We start from the raw sequence: 17,393 nt of genomic DNA, 5'->3' as shown, positions 1-17,393 counted from the left end.
ACGACTATAACGCCAGCTTCCAGCCTTGGCAAGTAGTTTATTGGCATAAGCTAATAAGCGGGGTCAGTTCCGGCAACCTGCCATGCATGGCAGGTTGCCGGAACTGACCCCGCCTTTTTCAGGCGGTGCCGCCGACGGTCACGCCGTCGATGCGCAGCGTCGGCTGGCCGACGCCCACCGGCACGCTCTGGCCTTCCTTGCCGCACACGCCCACGCCCGGGTCCAGGCGCATGTCGTTGCCGATCATCGAGACGCGGTTCAGCACTTCAGGACCGTTGCCGATCAGGGTCGCGCCCTTGACCGGATAGGTGATCCTGCCGTCCTCGATCATGTAGGCCTCGCTGGCCGAGAACACGAACTTGCCGTTGGTGATGTCGACCTGGCCGCCGCCGAAATTGACCGCGTACAGGCCGTTCTTGACCGAGGCCAGGATCTCGGCCGGGTCCTTGTCGCCGCCCAGCATGTAGGTGTTGGTCATGCGCGGCATCGGCAGGTGGGCGAACGATTCGCGGCGGGCGTTGCCGGTCACCGGCATCTTCATCAGGCGCGCGTTCATGGTGTCCTGGATGTAGCCCTTCAGGATGCCGTCCTCGATCAGCGTGGTGCACTGGGTCGGGTTGCCTTCGTCGTCGATGTTGAGCGAACCGCGGCGGTCGGCCAGCGTGCCGTCGTCGACCACGGTGACGCCCTTGGCCGCCACGCGCTCGCCGATGCGGCCGGAGAAGGTCGACGAACCCTTGCGGTTGAAGTCGCCCTCGAGGCCGTGGCCGATCGCCTCGTGCAGCAGGATGCCGGGCCAGCCCGGTCCCAGCACGACGGTCATCGGGCCGGCCGGCGCCGGGCGCGCGTCCAGGTTGACCACCGCCGACTGCACGGCGTCGGTGGCGTATTGATCAAGCAGCGCGTCGCTGAAGTAGCCGTAGTCGTAGCGGCCGCCGCCGCCCGACGAGCCCACTTCGCGGCGGCCGTTCTGTTCGACGATGACGGTCAGCGACACCCGCACCAGCGGACGGATGTCGGCCGCCAGCACGCCGTCGCTGCGCACCACCAGCACCACGTCGTATTCGCCGGCCAGGCTGGCCATCACCTGCACCACGCGCGGGTCCTTGGCGCGCGCCATCTTCTCGACGCGCTCGAGCAGCTTGACCTTGGCCGTCGCGTCAAGCGAAGCCAGCGGGTCGTTGGGCAGGTACAGCGAGCGGCCGCCGGTCGGCGTCATGGCGCCGGCCACCTTGATCTTGCCGGCGCCGGCGCGGGCGATGGTGCGCGTGGCGGAGGCCGCGTCCATCAGCGCCGCTTCGGAGATTTCGTCCGAGTAGGCGAAGGCGGTCTTGTCACCGGACACGGCGCGCACGCCGACGCCCTGGTCGATCGAGAAGCTGCCGGTCTTGACGATGCCCTCTTCCAGGCTCCAGCCTTCGTTCTTGGTGAATTGGAAATACAGGTCGGCGTAGTCGACCTTGTGCGTGAACATCGCGCCCAGGGTCTTGAGCAGCTTGCCCTCGTCCAGCCCGAACGGCGTCAGCAGGATGTCGCGCGCCACGGCAAGGGTGGACAGATTCGGTTCAAATGGCTTCATGATGGTGTCTTCTAAGAGTGTGGTGCAATTTTACATGGTCCGGTGTTTCAGCGCCGGCAGGCTCTGGCGCACGCTGTCGATGAACATCAGGTCGATATCGCCGTGGACCACGCCCTCGCCCTCGGCCAGCACGGCCTTGACCGCGCCCCACGGGTCGATCAACATGCTGTGGCCCCAGGTGCGGCGGCCGTTGACGTGGGTGCCGCCCTGCGCGGCCGCCAGCACATAGCACTGGTTTTCGATGGCGCGCGCGCGCAGCAGGATTTCCCAGTGGGCCTGGCCGGTGGTGTAGGTGAAGGCGGCCGGCACCACGATCAGCGCCACCGGGCCCATGGCGCGGTACAGCTCGGGGAAGCGCAGGTCGTAGCAGACCGACATGCCGACCTTGCCGAACGGCGCCTCGACCACGCCGACCTGCTTGCCCGGCACGATGGTCTTCGATTCGTTGTACGACTCCGTGCCCTTGCTGAAGCCGAACAGGTGGATCTTGTCGTAGCGGCCCACGTGTTCGCCCTGCGGGTTGTAGACCAGCGTGGTGTTGACGACTTTTTCCGCATCGTCCGAGGCCAGCGGCAGGGTGCCGCCGATCAGCCAGATCTCCAGTTCCTTCGCCAGCGCGGCCATGAAGTCCTGGATCGGCCCCCGGCCCAGCGGCTCGGCCACGGCCACCTTGTCGCTGTCGCTCAGGCCCATGATGGCCCAGTATTCCGGCAGCAGCACCAGCGTGGCGCCGCTGTCGGCGGCCTGCGTGACAAGGCGGCGCGCGGTGGCGATATTGTCCGTCACGGACGGCGAGGAAATCATTTGTACTGCGGCGACTGTATTCATGGCGATCCCGTGTCAGGTTTTAGTGCATGCCCTTGGCGGCCGGCGGCTCCACTTTCGAGGCATCGAGCTTGGTGACCACCGGCGCCTTCCACGGGCCGGTCACCTGCATATGATAGGTCAGCGCCTTCATCACCGGCGCGCTGAGGAACAGCTGGGCCAGGAAGCTGCCCAGGCCGATCACCGGATTGACGGCCAGCGCATACACCAGCGGCGCCGTGCCCAGGTTCACTTCCGGTATCACCACCACATGCAGATTGGTCGTTTCGTTGGCGATGTCGGCGCTGCCGTCCATCAGCACAGTTGCGGCCACGCCGTGCATTTTCAAGTTGTCGGTCTTGGCGATGCCGTGCAGGATGGAGGCGTTGGCGGTGATGCCGTCAAACGCCAGCCCCTCCGAAAACACGTCGTGGAAGTCCAGCTTCAGCAGGCGCGGCAAGGCTTGCAGGCTCAGCACGCCGAGCAGCTTGGCGGCGCCCGGATCCTGCTTCAGGAACTGGCCTTTTTCCACGTTCATCTTGATGTCGCCGGACAGGCTGGGCAGGTCCAGCGAATACGGCAGGCCTTTCCACGCGATGTCGCCGTTCAGCGTGCCCTTGCCGCCCTTCAGCGTGCCGGCGAAGCCGAAGCGGTCCAGCAGCTTGCCGGCGTCGGCGATGTCGAGGTTGAAGTTCAGGCTGGTGTTGTGCACGCCGTCGCGGCTGACCCATTTGCCGGTGCCCTTCAGCTCGCCGTCCGGGTTGGCCAGCGACAGCTTGCTGACGCGCCATTCGCGCGTGCTTTGCATCTGCGCGTTGTTGGCCTGCAGTTCCAGCCGGCCCAGCTGCTTGTTGAACAGCTCGAAGCGCTCGACCACCACGTCCAGCGCCGGGATGGTGGCGGCGGCGCTCTTGCCGTCGAGCAGGTCCTGCACGTCGCTCGACGCCGATTCCGGGATCACCAGCGACGACAGGCGCGCCGTCACCTTGCCCAGGCCGGAGCCGGTCGACGGTTCGCTCCACGTCAGGTAGCCGTTGGCCTGGCTGGAATCGATGCTGGCCTGCCAGATCGTTTTCTGGCGCGACACGCCGACCACGACGTTTTCCAGCTTGCGGTCGCCGACCACCAGTTCGCTGGCGCGCGCGGCGATGGTGTCCGGCATCACGTACTGGGCGATGTCGACGCCGTCGTTTGCCGCAGCAGCGGCGTCGCCCTTGCCGGCGATCTCGGCGCCGAAGTCCAGCCAGTTGTCGACGTTGAGCGCGCGCAGGTTGATGTTGAAGGCCATGCCGCTGTCCGGCTCCGGCGCCGGCGCGTTGACGCCTATGCCGCCGCGCACCAGCTTCCACGGCGCCTTGCCGATTTTCTGGCGCTGGTAGCGGGCCGAGATGCCGTTGCCGAGGCCGATGCGCATGTCGTCGCGCAGCGCGCCTGTGCTGTCCGGGTTCAGCGCGCTGGTCAGCAGGAAGCGCACCGGCATGCTGTCGGCCGCCGCCTTGTTCACCGGCGCCGGCAAGTCCACGCCCAGCCCGGCCAGGCTGGAATCGACCGCCACCACCACCTGGTGGTCGCGCACGGTGACGGTGCCGTTGTAGCGGGTGGCGCCGGAGAAGTGGCTGGACAGGCGCTGCATCGCCGGCATCGCGTAGGTCTTGCGGAACCCGTCGGCCGTCATCGTGCCGCCCAGCTTGACGACGATGGAATTGTCCTTCTGGCTGCCGCCGGTGATCGCCACAGGACCGCCTAGGAAGATGCCCGACAGCTGGTTCAGGTTGACCCCGTGCTCGTTGAATTCGATCTTGCCCTGCGACGATTGCACCGGCGGCAGGTCGTTCATCAAGGTGATGTCGTTGTTGATCAGTTGCAGCGCGCCCTGCACCTTGGCGTCGATGATGTGCGCCAGCGGCAGGCGCAGGCTCAGCGCCAGCTTGGCGTTGCCGCCGGCCTGGGTTTCGTCGGTGAAGTGCGAGATCCATTCCAGCACCGGGCTGGCGGCGACGTACTTGAGGAATTCCTGCATGGCCCCGGCGGCGTTGCCGTCGATTTCCAGCATCGAATCGTGGATCGCCAGGTTGGGGATCACCGCCTTGACGCCGGACAGCGCGACGCCACCGGTGGTGGCCGTGTCGCCGCGGATTTCCATGCGCGCGCGGTCGAACACGAAGCTGCCCTTGATGTGCTCGGCCTGCGGCCACAGCGGCAAAGGCTTGCCGTCCTTGCCCAGCTCCTTGCCGTCGTGCAGATAATGGCCGGGCGAGTAATTCAGCTTGCCTTCGGTCAGCCTGCCGGCCACGCGGAATTCGCCGTGGGTCTTGTCGCCGGGGTTGTCGGCGTTGAACGGGAAGTGCGCCAGATCGCCGCGCAGGCGCAGCGTGACGTCGTTGGCGACGCCGCCTTCAAGCGCGCCGGTCAGCCAGGCCCGCAGCTCGTGCGGCGTCTGCATCGGCAGATAGTTGTCGATGCGGTCCAGCTGGAAGCCGTTCAGCGTGCCGGTGAAGTCGACCTTGCCCATGCCCTTGCCGGCCAGCGGCATCGTGTGCGAGCCCTGCAGCGTGCCGCTCAGTCCCTGCTGCAGGAAGTCCATGCTGTCGACCTGGAACAGCAGCTGGTTGTCCGGCTCGAAGGACCAGCGCGCCTTCAGGTTCAGCTTGTCGAACGGCATCGATGGTTCGCTGAAGTAGTCCGGCATCTGCAGCACCAGCTGCTCCGAAGCCAGCGCGAAGCTGCCGCCCTTGTCGGTGGCGTCGATGCTGCCGCTCAGGTTGTCGAAACCGGGGATGGCTGGCATGCCGGCGATGGCAGGCGACTTGGCCGTCTTCGGTTGCGCCAGGCGCGGCGGCTGCGGCTTCAGCCCCAGCCCGACCAGGTCGCCCTTGAAGCGGTAGGATTGCAAGGCCGGATAAGCGCCCTGCCACTCGGCGGAGAAATTCTGCAACAGCCCGCGCGGCGCGAAATCGGCCAGCAGCTTGCGCTGGTGGTCGTTCAGCGGCAGGCGCTCGGCCAGGCCGGCCATGGTTTGCAGGTCCAGCTGGCGCGCGCGGATTTCAAAGCGCTCCGGCTTGGCGCCGGCGGCGGCCGTGTAGTGCTCGGACAGCGAGGTCGGCGCCATCACCAGGCCGTCGCTGGTGGTCAGGGTCAGGTTGCTCAGTTCGATGCTGTGGCCGCGCGCGCCGAAGCGCGGCTTGACCGCGCCCTGCTTGACCAGCGGCGCCACGGGCGAAGTGTCTTCGCGGGCGGCCAGGCGGCCGGTCAGCTGGCGCAGGTCCAGCAGCGGCAATTCCTTGCCCAGCACGGCGGACACGTTGACCAGGCCGACATCGGCGGTCACGCTGGTCACGCGCGACTGGTCGATGCCGATCCAGGTCCGCAGCGAACCGCCGCCGCTGTTCAGCTCAAACGGAAAATCCAGCCAGGGTTTCCACGTCGCCAGATCGGTGTTGCGGATGTCGGCATAGACCTCGCCCTTCCACATCGAGACGTTCGACACGCGGGCGCCGAAGGCAGGATGGGAGAAATCGGCGCGCAGGTCCAGCGGTGCGGCCAGCGCGGCCGGCGGCGTCGCCTTGAGCGCCAGCTGATGATGCAGCCACTGGTTGCGCAGCAGGATGTTGACGCCTTCCAGCGCCAGCGGCGGCGCCGAACGCATGCTGTCGGTCCATTGCAGCCGGCCTTCGCGGATGACGATCTCGCGCTGGGACAGCAGCCAGTCGGCGCCCTTGCCGTCGCTCGGCTTGTTCAGGTCGATGTAGATGCCGGCCACGTACAGGCGGCCGTCGGCTTCGCGGCGGACGGCGAGGTCGGGCCGGGTCAGCTCCAGCGTTTCGAAGCGCACGTCGGCCGCCACCACGCTCCACCACGACAGCGTGGCCGACACGCTCGGCAAGGTCAGCGCCTGGTTGCCCAGCGGATCGTGCAGCACGACGTCGCCCAGGAACAGGCTGGGGCGCAGGCCCTTCCACGAAGCGTAGATGCGGGAAATGGTGACCGGATTGCCCACCGCGCGGCTGGCGAGGCGCTCGATATCGCCCTTGTAGTGGTCGATATTCGGCAGCACGGCGTAGCGCAGCGTCAGGAACAGGATGGCGAAGGCGAAATACAGCAGCAGGAACAGCTTGACGGTGAAGCCGAGCACATGATGGGTGGCCAGGTTGCAGACGCGATAGGCGGCACTGAGCCGGTGCCAGCGCGCAGCCAAAGGGCCCTCGTCTGTCACAGTCTCCTCATCTTGTTTTTGCATCAATAAGCTAATAAATCAGGCCATGCGTCAAATAAATCGCTAAACTCGGTTCCAAGCTTTTATGCCTGCGCAGCAATTCTACCGCATCAGGTGGGCAAACCAGCGCCACTTAAGGCGGATTTACACGGATTACATCTCATTACAGCCTATGACCGCACCATCGATTGCCCCCACCGTTTCACGTTTTTACCAACGCTGGCTGGCCGCCGCTCCCGACCGCGGCGGCAAGATTGATGAATTGGCGCAATTATCGCTTGCCCAGATCGATCTTGCTGACTATTTGACAAAAGAATCCCTCTCCGTGCCGGACGGCGCGCCGCCATTGCCGCTGCCGCGCGCGATGCGCCGGCTGCGCAACCTGCTGGTGTGCGGCCTGATCCGGCGCGACCTGGCCGGCAAGGCCAACCTGGCCGAGGTGGTGGAGGCGATGACGCGCTTCGCCGATTTCGCGATCCAGCAGCACCTGCGGGCGCTGACCGCGGAAATGGTGGCCGCCCACGGCACGCCGATCGGCCGCGATTCCGGCCTGCCGCAGGAGCTGATGGTGCTGGCGATGGGCAAGCAGGGCGGCGGCGAGCTGAACGTCTCGTCCGATATCGACCTGATCTTCGTCTACCCGGAGGACGGCGACACCGCCGCCACCGGGGCGGGCCAGCGCAGCCTGTCGAACCACGAATTCTTTATCCGCCTGGGCAAGAAACTGATCGCCGCTTTGGCGGAGATCACGGAAGATGGCTACACGTTCCGGGTGGATATGGCCTTGCGGCCGAACGGCGGCTCGGGCCCGCTGGCCGCCAGCCTGAGCATGGTGGAGCAGTATCTGATCGTCCAGGGCCGCGAATGGGAGCGCTATGCCTGGGTCAAGGCGCGCGCCGTCACCGGCCGCGGCGAGGATATCGCCGCGCTGGACGCCATCGTGCGGCCGTTCTGCTTCCGCCGCTACCTGGACTTCGGCGTCATCGACGCCATCCGCAATATGCACGCGCAGATCCGCGCCGAGGTCAACCGCCAGGAGCGGCTGCACCCGGACCGCAGCAACAACGTCAAGCTGGGGCGCGGCGGCATCCGCGAAATCGAGTTCCTGGCCCAGGTGTTCCAGCTGATACGCGGCGGCCGTGACGCCGCGCTGCGCGACCGCTCGACCCGCACCACGCTGCGCATCATCGCTGAAAAGGGTTTGCTAAGTCACGCCATCGTCTATCAACTGCTGGCTTCCTACACCTTCCTGCGCAATCTCGAGCACCGCCTGCAATATATCGACGACGCCCAGACCCATACGCTGCCGGCCAACGACGCCGACCGCCTGCTGGTGGCGCAAATGATGGGGCTGCCGGACGTCGCCACCGTGCTGACCCAGCTGGAAGCGCACCGCCAGTTTGTCGCCGGCCAGTTCGACGAAATGTTCTCGGACAAGAGCAACGGCGGCGGCGAGAACGACATCAACCCGCAATCGAGCAATGAATGCGCCGATCCGGACAACCGCGAATCCATGGTGGCGCAGTTTGCCGCGCTCGGCTTCGACGATCCGGAAGGCGCGGCCAAGCGGCTGATCGCCACCTGGCAGGCGCCGCGCCTGCAATCGCTGCCGGAAGCCAGCCGCAACCGGCTGCTGGGTCTGGTCAACGCGGCGCTGCCGCTGATCGTCCAGGCTTCGCGCGAGTCCAGCGGCGGCAACCAGCAAGCCACCTTGGGCCGGCTGCTCGACTTCCTCGAGGCGATCGCGCGCCGCTCGGCCTACCTGTCGCTGCTGACCGAGTACCCGCACACGCTGGCGCGGGTGATCCGCATGGTGCACGCCAGCGGCTGGGCCGCGCAATTCCTCAGCCAGCACCCCATCCTGCTGGACGAATTGCTGGACGACCGGGTGCGCAACGCCGTCTTCGATCCGGTGGCGCTGGCCGCCGACCTGGAGCTGCAACTGGCCGCGGCGCCGGGCGACACCGAGCGCCAGATGGATATCCTGCGCGAAATCCACCACGCCCAGCTGTTCCACCTGCTGGCGCAGGACCTGGCCGGCGACCTGACGGTGGAAAAACTGGCCGACTACCTGTCGTCGCTGGCCGACACCATCGTCGCCGCCGCCATCAAGGCGGTGTGGCAGACGGTGGCCACGCGCCACCGCGAGGTGCCGCAGTTCGCCGTCATCGCCTACGGCAAGCTGGGCGGCAAGGAACTGGGCTATGTCTCCGACCTGGACGTGATCTTCCTGTACGACGACGCCGACCAGGAAGCGCCGGCCCAGTACGCCAAACTGGCGCAGCGCTTTATTACCTGGATGACCTCGCACACCTCGGCCGGCATCCTGTTCGACATCGATACCGCGCTGCGCCCGGACGGCGCCAGCGGCATGCTGGTGTCGAGCGTGTCGGCGTTTGAAAAATACCAGAGCAACTCGGCCTGGGTGTGGGAGCACCAGGCGCTGACCCGCGCCCGATTCTGCGCCGGCGACGCCGCCATCGGCCGCCGCTTCGATGAAATCCGCGAAGCCGTGCTGCGCAAGGAACGTCCGGCCGACGGGCCGCTGAAGCAGGAAGTCATTGCAATGCGGAAACGAATGGTCGATGCCAAGCCCAACCTCAGCGCGCTGTTCGACCTGAAGCAGGATCCGGGCGGCATGATCGACATCGAATTCATCGTGCAGTTTCTGGTGCTGCAGCACGCCGCGGCCTACCCGCAGCTGACTGGCAATATCGGAAATATTGCCCTTTTAAAAATGTGCGGCGAACTGGGTTTGATCGATGCCGGACTGGCCGCCAGCGTGGCCGACGCCTACCGCCAATTGCGCAAGCTACAGCACCAATTAAGGCTGCAGGGACAGGATCTGGCGCGCGTCGATCCGGCCCTGGTATCGGCCCACGCGGCGCAGGTAACAGCCTTGTGGAACAGTATATTCGGCGACAACGTTGTCGAATAGCAACGCGCTGTTAATATTGCTGTTATCCTGAGTTAAACTTATCTGAATAAGAGCGCCCAGCGCCGTCACAGTCTTACTCAAACAGGAGAATGATATGAAAGCATTATTTGGTGCGGCGGTGTTCGGATTAAGCATGTTTGCGATATCGTCGTCCGCGTTGGCTGCCGACAAGGGCACAAAGGAAGAAGCGGTTGCCATGGTTAAAAAGGCCGTGGCCCTGATTAAATCGGACGGCAAGGAAAAAGCATTCGCCGCCATTTCGGATCCGTCGAATACCACCTTCCATGATCGCGACCTGTATATTTATGTGTACGACCTGAATGGCGTCGCTTTAGCTCACGGCAATAACCCTAAAATGGTCGGCAAGCCTTTAATCGGGCTCAAGGATAATGAAGGCAAGCCCATGATTAAAGAAATGGTCGACCTCGCTAAAACCAAAGGCAGCGGCTGGGTGGATTTCAAGTGGCCAAATCCCGTCACCAAGGCCGTCGAGGCCAAATCCGGCTATGTGGAAAAGGTCGAGGATATGCTGGTCGGCTCCGGCATTTATCAATAAAACCAGCCTGCCATCTGCGCCAGCCGGGACGATGTCCCGGCTTTTTTTTCGTCCGTGCCCTTGGAACATGCCAGAAACTGGCATGTAAATGCCATATTTGAGCTTGGCTTCGTGGGGAACTCTTAGTCTGACTCGTCTGTCTATCAGCGGTGGCATCCCGTTAATAAACAATAAGGAGTCGGAAATGACGCAAGCAACCATAATCACCCGCTCGGTTCGCATACTCTGCGCCGGCGGCCTGGCCCTTGGCACACAAGCCGCATATGGCCAGGAAACTGCTGAACCCATGCAGAAAGTGCTGATAACCGGCTCCCGTATTGCATCGCCGGCAGCGGAATCTCCTTCGCCATTGCAGATATTAAGCTCGGCGGATATTGCCGCGTCCGGTGCAAGCAATCTGCAAGATTTATTGCAGAAGAATCCGACCATGGGCACGCCCACCGTCAGCCGCACCAATTCAAATTTCCTGACATCGAGCGGCGGCGTGTCGACTATTAATCTGCGCAACCTGGGCGATTCAAGAACGCTGGTATTGGTTAATGGCCGGCGCTTTGTTTCCGGCATGCCGGGAGAAAGCGCGGTCGACCTGAATACGATACCCACCGATTTTATCGAACGGGTGGAACTATTAACCGGTGGTGCCTCGGCGACTTATGGCTCCGATGCGGTGGCTGGTGTGGTGAATATTATTTTGAAGAAAAACTTTAATGGCGTGCTGGTGGATGCGCAGACCGGAAAAAGCAATGAAGGGGATGATTTTAAAAAGAAACTGGCACTGACTTTCGGCACCACCAGCGCCGACGGCGCCAGCAATGTCATGGGCCATTTCGGCTATTCCAAACAGGGCGCGGTGTACTCGCGCGACCGCGATTTCTCGGCCGTCGACCAGACCTCGGCCATCGCCCAGGGGCATCCCGAACTTGCCTTCGTGGCAAAAAAACCCAACTACTCCGGCTACGCGCCGCAAGGCCATTTCTTTGGCGACAGCGAGGATTTCACCTATGATGCAAATAACAATATTATCCCGTGGAATCAAAATGGCACGGCCGGCACCGGCGCCGGCGCCACCGGCTTCAACCGCTCGGCCTACCGCCTGATCGCCGTGCCGACCGAGCGCTATCTGTTCGCCACCACCGGCAACTGGGCGTTCAACCAGAACCACAGCGCCTTCTTCGAGGGCAACTACGCGTCGACCAAGGCCGATACCAACATCGAAGCCTTCCCGCTGGGTTCGGACCAGGTCTACAAGCCCAGCGGCCAGGTGCCGGCGGCTACGCTGATCAACGGCGTGGTGGTCAAGAATCCGCTGGTGCCGCAGTATTTATATGACCGCATCAGCGACACCGACGGCGACGGCGTGCCGGACTACTTCTTCACCCGCCGCCTGTCGGAATTCGGCGCGCGCCGCGCCACCGTCGACCGCGACACCTTCCGCCTGGCCACCGGGCTGAAAGGCACGATCAAGGACTGGAGCTATGAAGCCTTCATCGCCTACGGCAAGACCAAGGAGGCGCAAAGCTCCACCGGCCAGGTCAATGTGATGAGCCTGCGCAACGCGCTGGAAGCCATCCCCGGCCCCGACGGCACGCCGGTCTGCCGCGACGTCCACGCGCGCGAGGAAGGCTGCGTCCCGATCAGCCTGTTCGGCTACAACAGCATCACGCCGGACGCGCTGAAATACGTCACCGCGCCCGGCTCGCTGACCACGGCGATCACGCAGAAACTGGCCGGCGGCTCGGTCAGCGGCGAGCTCCCGCTCGGCCTGGCCGCCGGCCGCATCGGCATCGCCGCCGGCCTCGAGTGGCGCGACGAGGATTCCAGCGCCATTCCCGATCCGCTGACCCAGTCCGGCCTGAACGCGGGCAACGCCCTGCCCCCGACCTTCGGCAGCTTCACCGTGCGCGAGGCGTTTGTCGAAACCCGGGTGCCGCTGCTGAAAGACCAGCCGTTCGCGCGCGAACTGAGCTTCCTCGGCACCGTCCGCCACGGCGACTATTCCACCGTCGGCAGCGCCAACAGCTGGAATGCCGGCCTCGAATGGGGCATCACCTCGGACTTCAAGCTGCGCGGCACGCGCGCGCAATCGACGCGGGCGCCGAATATCAACGAGCTGTATCAGGCGCCCAGCCAGGATTTCCCCACCGGACTGGTCGATCCCTGCGAAGGCGTGTCGTCCGGCGGCACCAGCGCGCTGGCCGTCAATTGCCGCAATGCGCCGGGAGTTGCCGCCAATATGGCTGCACATGGCGGCATTTTCACGTTAAATCAGGCCGACCAGCAGGGCATCAGCGGCTATGACCGGGGCAATCCCAACCTGAAGGCGGAAAAAGGCCGCTCCACCACGATAGGCCTGGTGATCACGCCGCGCTCGATTCCCATGCTGAGCCGTTTCACCTTCACGGTCGACTATTTCAACATCAAGATCGCCGACGCCATCGTGCAGACCGACCGCCAGTATGCGCTGGACCAGTGCTACAACCAGAACAACCCAACCTTCTGCAGCTTCATCACGCGCCGCCCCTCCGCCGTCGGCAACCTGAGTTCCGGTTCGATCAAGTACAGCGACGTCGCGGTCACCAACTCGGGCGGCTTCGGCACCGAGGGCGTGGACCTGACCGGATCATGGTCGGACAAGGTCGGGCCGGGCAACCTGAGCGCCCGCCTGGCCTGGACCTGGCTGCGCGATTTATGGCAGAAGGCGACGCCGGAGGCGGAGAAGAACTTCGATGTCGGCGAGATCACGGCAGCCAACACCAATGCGCCGCGCAACCGCGCCAACCTGAACCTGGCCTACAAATGGGGGAACTTCGGCGCCACCTGGGTCGCCACCTACACCGGGCCGGTCTCGCTGGACGACCAGTTCCTGAAAAGCCTGAGCATCGCGCCCGGCACGGTGGGCGTCGGTTCGCGCACCTACAACGATTTCCAGTTCACCTACGACGTGCGCAAATCGATGCAACTGTACCTGGGCCTGGACAACGCCTTCAACGCCAAGGCACCGCCCATCATCAGCGGCCTGCCCGGCGACAAGACCGGTACCGAAACCGATACCTCGACCTACGACGCCATCGGCCGCCGCTACTACCTCGGCCTGCGGGTCACGCTATAAGGGTGACAGATTTCCGGATTAGTGTTGTTTTTGCATGATTTCGATATGTAATATTGGCAATTTTTCCGATCTGCTAAATATAATCTAAGGGCGCTACACGATCTGTAACGCATACATGCCTAACGGTAATTATATAAAAAGCAAAATCGGGAGTTAGAGTGAAAAAAATTGCACTGAAACAGGGCGTCATCGCGGTCGCGTTGACGCTCGCCTCATCCCACGTGGTATTGGCACAGGACACGGATGCAGCGGGCAAGCCGCTGGAAAAGGTCGTCATTACCGGTTCCAACCTGAAACGCATCGACACGGAAACGGCGACGCCGGTCCAGATCCTGCGCCGCGAGGAAATCAACCGCCTCGGCGTCAACTCGGTGCGCGACATGATCGACACCCTGACCTCGTCCAACACCAGCGCCTACGGCAGTTCGCTGTCCGACATCGGCGGCTCCAACTCCTTCGCCGGCGGCGCCTCGTCCGCCTCGCTGCGCAACCTGGGCAAGCAGTCGACGCTGATCCTGCTGAACTCGCGCCGCGTCGCGCCGTATGCGCTGGCCGACTACAACGAAGTGTTCACCAACCTCGATTCGCTGCCGCTGGACGCCATCGACCGCATCGAAGTGCTGCGCAACGGCGGCTCGGCCATCTATGGCTCCGACGCGGTGGCCGGCGTGATCAACATCATCACCCGCAGCGACTTCCAGGGCGTGCAGGTGCGCGCCAACTACCAGCAATCGGTGGCCAACGAACAGTTCAACACCAAGACCGCCAGCATCACCGGCGGCTTCGGCGACTTCAACAAGGACGGCTACAACGTGCTGGCCAACGTCGAAGTGTTCAAGCGCGGCAGCGTGATCTGGCGCGACGTGCTCGACGATATCAATCCCGCCTACGGCGCCAAATTCTCCGCCGTGGCGCCCAAGAGCGGCCTGATGTTCGGCAACCGCGGCGCCCCGTCCACCTACTCCTACCCCGGCAACCTGATCGGCCAGGGCCCGGTCGACGGCTGCACCACCATCAGCGCGGCCGGCCTGTGCGTGTACGACCGCTTTGCCCGCTTCGAAGCCATACCGAAGGCCGACCGCGTCAACGCGCTGGTGTCCGGCAAGCTGAACCTGGGCAACGGCACCGAAGGCTATGCCGAGGTGCTGTACTCGAAAACCAAGACCGAGTACATCGGCGCCGCCGGCACTTATGGTTCGGCCAACCCGGACGTCATCTGGGGCAACCCCAGCAACGGTCAAGGCAAGCTGTTCGGCTACCGCTTCCTGTCGCCGGACTCGCCGCTCAACACCACCGGCGAGCCGCTGGAGCTGCGCTACCGCTGGGCCGACGCGCCGTCCAACAACCCCAACGACAGCGACCAGTACCGCGTGCTGGCCGGCCTGCGCGGCCAGCTGTGGAACAAGTACGACTGGGATACCGCGGTCGGCGTGATGGGCAGCAAGACCAAGTCGCGCAGCTACGGCTCGATCAGCGACAGCGGCTTCAAGGCCGTGGTCGGCGACTACACCAAGACGCTGGCCGGCAATCCCGATTGCGAAGCCAACTTCCCCGGCTATTGCGAATACACGGCCGCCGATCCGAACTTCTTCAACCACGGCTACAAGCTGGGCCAGAAGAACTCGGCCGAGGTGCTGCGCCAGCTGTTCCCGGAGCAAGGCTATGACGGCAAGATCACCCAGTACTTCATCGACGGCAAGATCACCGGCGAAGTGGGCAAGATCGGCGATCGCGCCATCGGCCTGGCGGTGGGCGGCGAAGTGCGTCACGAGAAATTCAAGATCACGCCGACCGACAACCTGCGCAATGGCGACATCATCGGCTACGGCGCGGCCATGGCGGACGCCAGCCGCTCCACCGAGGCGGTGTTCTCCGAGATCAACCTGCCGGTGACCAGCCAGCTGGAAGTGGTGGGCGCCGCCCGCGTCGACAAATTCCCCGGCTTCAAGACCCATGCGTCGCCGAAGATCGCGGCCCGCTTCGAAGCCACGCCGGCGCTGCTGTTCCGCGCCACCTATGAAGGCGGCTTCCGCGCGCCCAACCTGACCGAGAGCGCGCAGTCGAGCAAGTTCGCGTTCGACAACAGCGTCAACGATCCGAAGCGCTGCAGCCAGGCCCGCAGGCTGGCCGACGATCTGCGCGCGGCGGCCGCGGCGCTGCCGGACAGCGATCCGAACCAGGCGCTGCAACTGGCGCGCGCCGACACCGTGCAGTCGAACGAATGCTCCGGCGGCGTCGCCAGCATCGTGCGCAACAATCCGAACCTGAAGCCGGAAACCACGCACAGCGCCACCGTCGGCTTCGTGCTCGAGCCGGTCAAGGGCAGCAGCCTGTCGCTGGACTACTGGCGCATCGAGCGCAAGGATGAGATCGGCCTGAAATCGACCGCCGACCTGCTGGCGGCGGAAGCCGACCAGGCGCCGGGCGTGATCAACCGCCAGCCGCTGACGCAGGACAAGACCTTCACCGCCGCCGAGCAGGCCAAGTACGGCGTGACGGTCGGTCCGCTGGCCTCGACCTCGGGACAATTCGAAAACGTCTCGCGCACCAAGACCAGCGGCGTCGACCTGGGCGGCACGTCGCGCTTCAATACGCCATATGGCCGGCTGGACCTCGGCGCCAACGCGACCTACCTGCTGAGCCTGAAGAACTTCAGCTCGACGCTGAACAACTACGGCGACAACCTGGCGGGCCGCTACGGCTATTCGAAACTGGTGGCCAACATCAGCGCGACGCTGCAGACGGGCAAGCTCAGCAACAACCTGCGCCTGGTCTACAACAGCAAGACTTCGCTCAACACCGACTACTTCGACGACGTCTACACTTCGGCCGGCTGCACCGACCTGAAGTGGAGCGCCGACGAGTGCCAGGTGAAGGCCTACAAGCGCCTGGACTATAACGTGTCCTACAGCGGCATCAAGGACTTGACGCTGTCGCTGTACGTGCGCAACCTGACCAACCGCCGGCCGCCGCTGGATCTGCGCAACTTCGCCGACGTCGGCGGCGGCGTGATTCCGCAAAACACCGACGACGTCCAGGGCCGCATCGTGCGCGTGACGGCGGAATACAAGTTCCGTTAATCGTTAATCGTTAGCCCAAAAGAAAAGCCTCCCGGCGCAAACCGGGAGGCTTTTTTTATTGCAGCGCTTGAATTACTTGGCGGTCATCAGGGCCACGGTGGTGTCCAGCATGCGGTTCGAGAAGCCCCACTCGTTGTCGTACCACGACGACACCTTGACCAGGCGGCCCGACACTTTGGTCAGGGTCGAGTCGAAGTTCGACGACGCCGGGTTGTGGTTGAAGTCGATCGACACCAGCGGTTCGGTCTGGTAGGTCAGCACTTCCTTCAGCGCGCCTTCGGCGGCGGCCTTCATCAGCGCGTTGACTTCGTCCACCGTCGTGTCGCGCTTGGCGATGAACGACAGGTCGACCAGCGACACGTTGATGGTCGGCACGCGGATCGCGAAACCGTCCAGCTTGCCGTTCAGCTCAGGCAGCACCAGGCCGACCGCGGCGGCGGCGCCGGTCTTGGTCGGGATCATGCTCATGGTGGCCGAACGGGCGCGGCGCAGGTCTTCGTGCATCACGTCGCTCAGCACCTGGTCGTTGGTGTAGGCGTGGATGGTGGTCATCAGGCCGGTCTCGACGCCGATGGCGTCGTTCAGCGGCTTGACCAGCGGCGCCAGGCAGTTGGTGGTGCACGAGGCGTTCGAGATCACGGTGTCGCTGGCCTTCAGCACGTGCTGGTTGACGCCGTACACGATGGTGGCGTCGACGTCCTTGCCGCCCGGTGCCGAGATGATGACTTTCTTGGCGCCGCCCTTCAGGTGGGCCGACGCTTTTTCCTTGGTGGTGAAGAAGCCGGTGCATTCCAGCACGACGTCCACGCCCAGGTCGCCCCACGGGATTTCCGCAGGGTTGCGCTGTGCAAACACGCGGATCACGTCGCCGTTCACGATCATGTTGTCGCCGTCGACCGTGACGGTGCCGGGGAACTTGCCGTGGGCGGTGTCATAGCGGGTCAGGTGGGCGTTCGACTTGGCATCGCCCAGGTCGTTGATCGCAACGATCTGGATGTCTTGTTTCTTGCCGCCTTCGTAGAAAGCGCGCAGCACATTGCGGCCGATACGGCCGTAGCCGTTGATTGCAACTTTGATCGTCATACTTTGCTCCTAAATATAGTTAATGCAACAA

General features: G+C 64.1%; 8 protein-coding genes. 4 read left to right on the top strand and 4 right to left on the bottom strand.

The features are described 5' to 3' along the window. Positions 1-118: 118 nt before the first annotated feature. From tldD to ABWW33_RS06535, 3 genes are read right to left on the bottom strand one after another with little or no spacing between them, the layout of a single operon-like run. Positions 119-1,579 carry a metalloprotease TldD gene (gene tldD, locus ABWW33_RS06545; RefSeq protein ID WP_353400192.1) on the bottom strand — a complete coding sequence of 487 codons (1,461 nt, stop codon included), beginning with the start codon at positions 1,577-1,579 and terminating at the stop codon, positions 119-121. A 30-nt stretch (positions 1,580-1,609) separates the two neighbouring features. Beyond that, positions 1,610-2,407 (bottom strand): carbon-nitrogen hydrolase family protein, encoded by a 798-nt coding sequence (locus ABWW33_RS06540; protein WP_353400189.1) that lies wholly within the window; start codon positions 2,405-2,407, stop codon positions 1,610-1,612. A 19-nt stretch (positions 2,408-2,426) separates the two neighbouring features. Continuing rightward, the gene (locus ABWW33_RS06535) at positions 2,427-6,596 is read right to left on the bottom strand and encodes a YhdP family protein (RefSeq protein ID WP_353400186.1); all 4,170 of its coding nucleotides are present in this window, start codon (positions 6,594-6,596) and stop codon (positions 2,427-2,429) included. Between the two features lie 172 nt (positions 6,597-6,768). Here ABWW33_RS06535 and glnE point away from each other — a divergent pair, with 172 nt between their 5' ends. From glnE to ABWW33_RS06515, 4 genes are all read left to right on the top strand, one after another. Further along, on the top strand, positions 6,769-9,534 hold the full coding sequence (gene glnE / locus ABWW33_RS06530) for a bifunctional [glutamate--ammonia ligase]-adenylyl-L-tyrosine phosphorylase/[glutamate--ammonia-ligase] adenylyltransferase (protein ID WP_353400183.1): 2,766 nt from the start codon (positions 6,769-6,771) through the stop codon (positions 9,532-9,534). 94 nt (positions 9,535-9,628) lie between these two features. Beyond that, complete coding sequence (locus tag ABWW33_RS06525) at positions 9,629-10,090, top strand: cache domain-containing protein (RefSeq protein WP_176655551.1); 462 nt, start codon at positions 9,629-9,631, stop codon at positions 10,088-10,090. Between the two features lie 184 nt (positions 10,091-10,274). Continuing rightward, positions 10,275-13,199: a TonB-dependent receptor domain-containing protein gene (locus tag ABWW33_RS06520; RefSeq protein WP_353400180.1), complete on the top strand. Its 2,925-nt coding sequence runs from the start codon at positions 10,275-10,277 to the stop codon at positions 13,197-13,199. Positions 13,200-13,357: 158 nt separating this feature from the next. Further along, on the top strand, positions 13,358-16,279 hold the full coding sequence (locus tag ABWW33_RS06515; RefSeq protein WP_176655549.1) for a TonB-dependent receptor plug domain-containing protein: 2,922 nt from the start codon (positions 13,358-13,360) through the stop codon (positions 16,277-16,279). A 72-nt stretch (positions 16,280-16,351) separates the two neighbouring features. Here ABWW33_RS06515 and gap read toward each other — a convergent pair whose 3' ends face one another. Beyond that, complete coding sequence (gene gap / locus ABWW33_RS06510) at positions 16,352-17,362, bottom strand: type I glyceraldehyde-3-phosphate dehydrogenase (protein ID WP_176655548.1); 1,011 nt, start codon at positions 17,360-17,362, stop codon at positions 16,352-16,354. Positions 17,363-17,393 lie beyond the last annotated feature (31 nt).

It is taken from the genome of Duganella hordei (genome assembly GCF_040369125.1).
GTDB classification, from domain to species: Bacteria; Pseudomonadota; Gammaproteobacteria; order Burkholderiales; family Burkholderiaceae_D; genus Rugamonas; species Rugamonas hordei.
The sequence above is the reverse complement of the archived record's forward strand: the minus strand, read 5'-3'. Positions and strand labels throughout refer to the sequence as shown.

Excerpts from the sequence above, each read along its gene's own strand:
- tldD (WP_353400192.1), bottom strand. The coding sequence starts at position 1,579 with ATGAAGCCATTTGAACCGAATCTGTCCACCCTTGCCGTGGCGCGCGAC.
- ABWW33_RS06540 (WP_353400189.1), bottom strand. The coding sequence starts at position 2,407 with ATGAATACAGTCGCCGCAGTACAAATGATTTCCTCGCCGTCCGTGACG.
- glnE (WP_353400183.1), top strand. The coding sequence starts at position 6,769 with ATGACCGCACCATCGATTGCCCCCACCGTTTCACGTTTTTACCAACGC.
- ABWW33_RS06525 (WP_176655551.1), top strand. The coding sequence starts at position 9,629 with ATGAAAGCATTATTTGGTGCGGCGGTGTTCGGATTAAGCATGTTTGCG.
- ABWW33_RS06520 (WP_353400180.1), top strand. The coding sequence starts at position 10,275 with ATGACGCAAGCAACCATAATCACCCGCTCGGTTCGCATACTCTGCGCC.
- gap (WP_176655548.1), bottom strand. The coding sequence starts at position 17,362 with ATGACGATCAAAGTTGCAATCAACGGCTACGGCCGTATCGGCCGCAAT.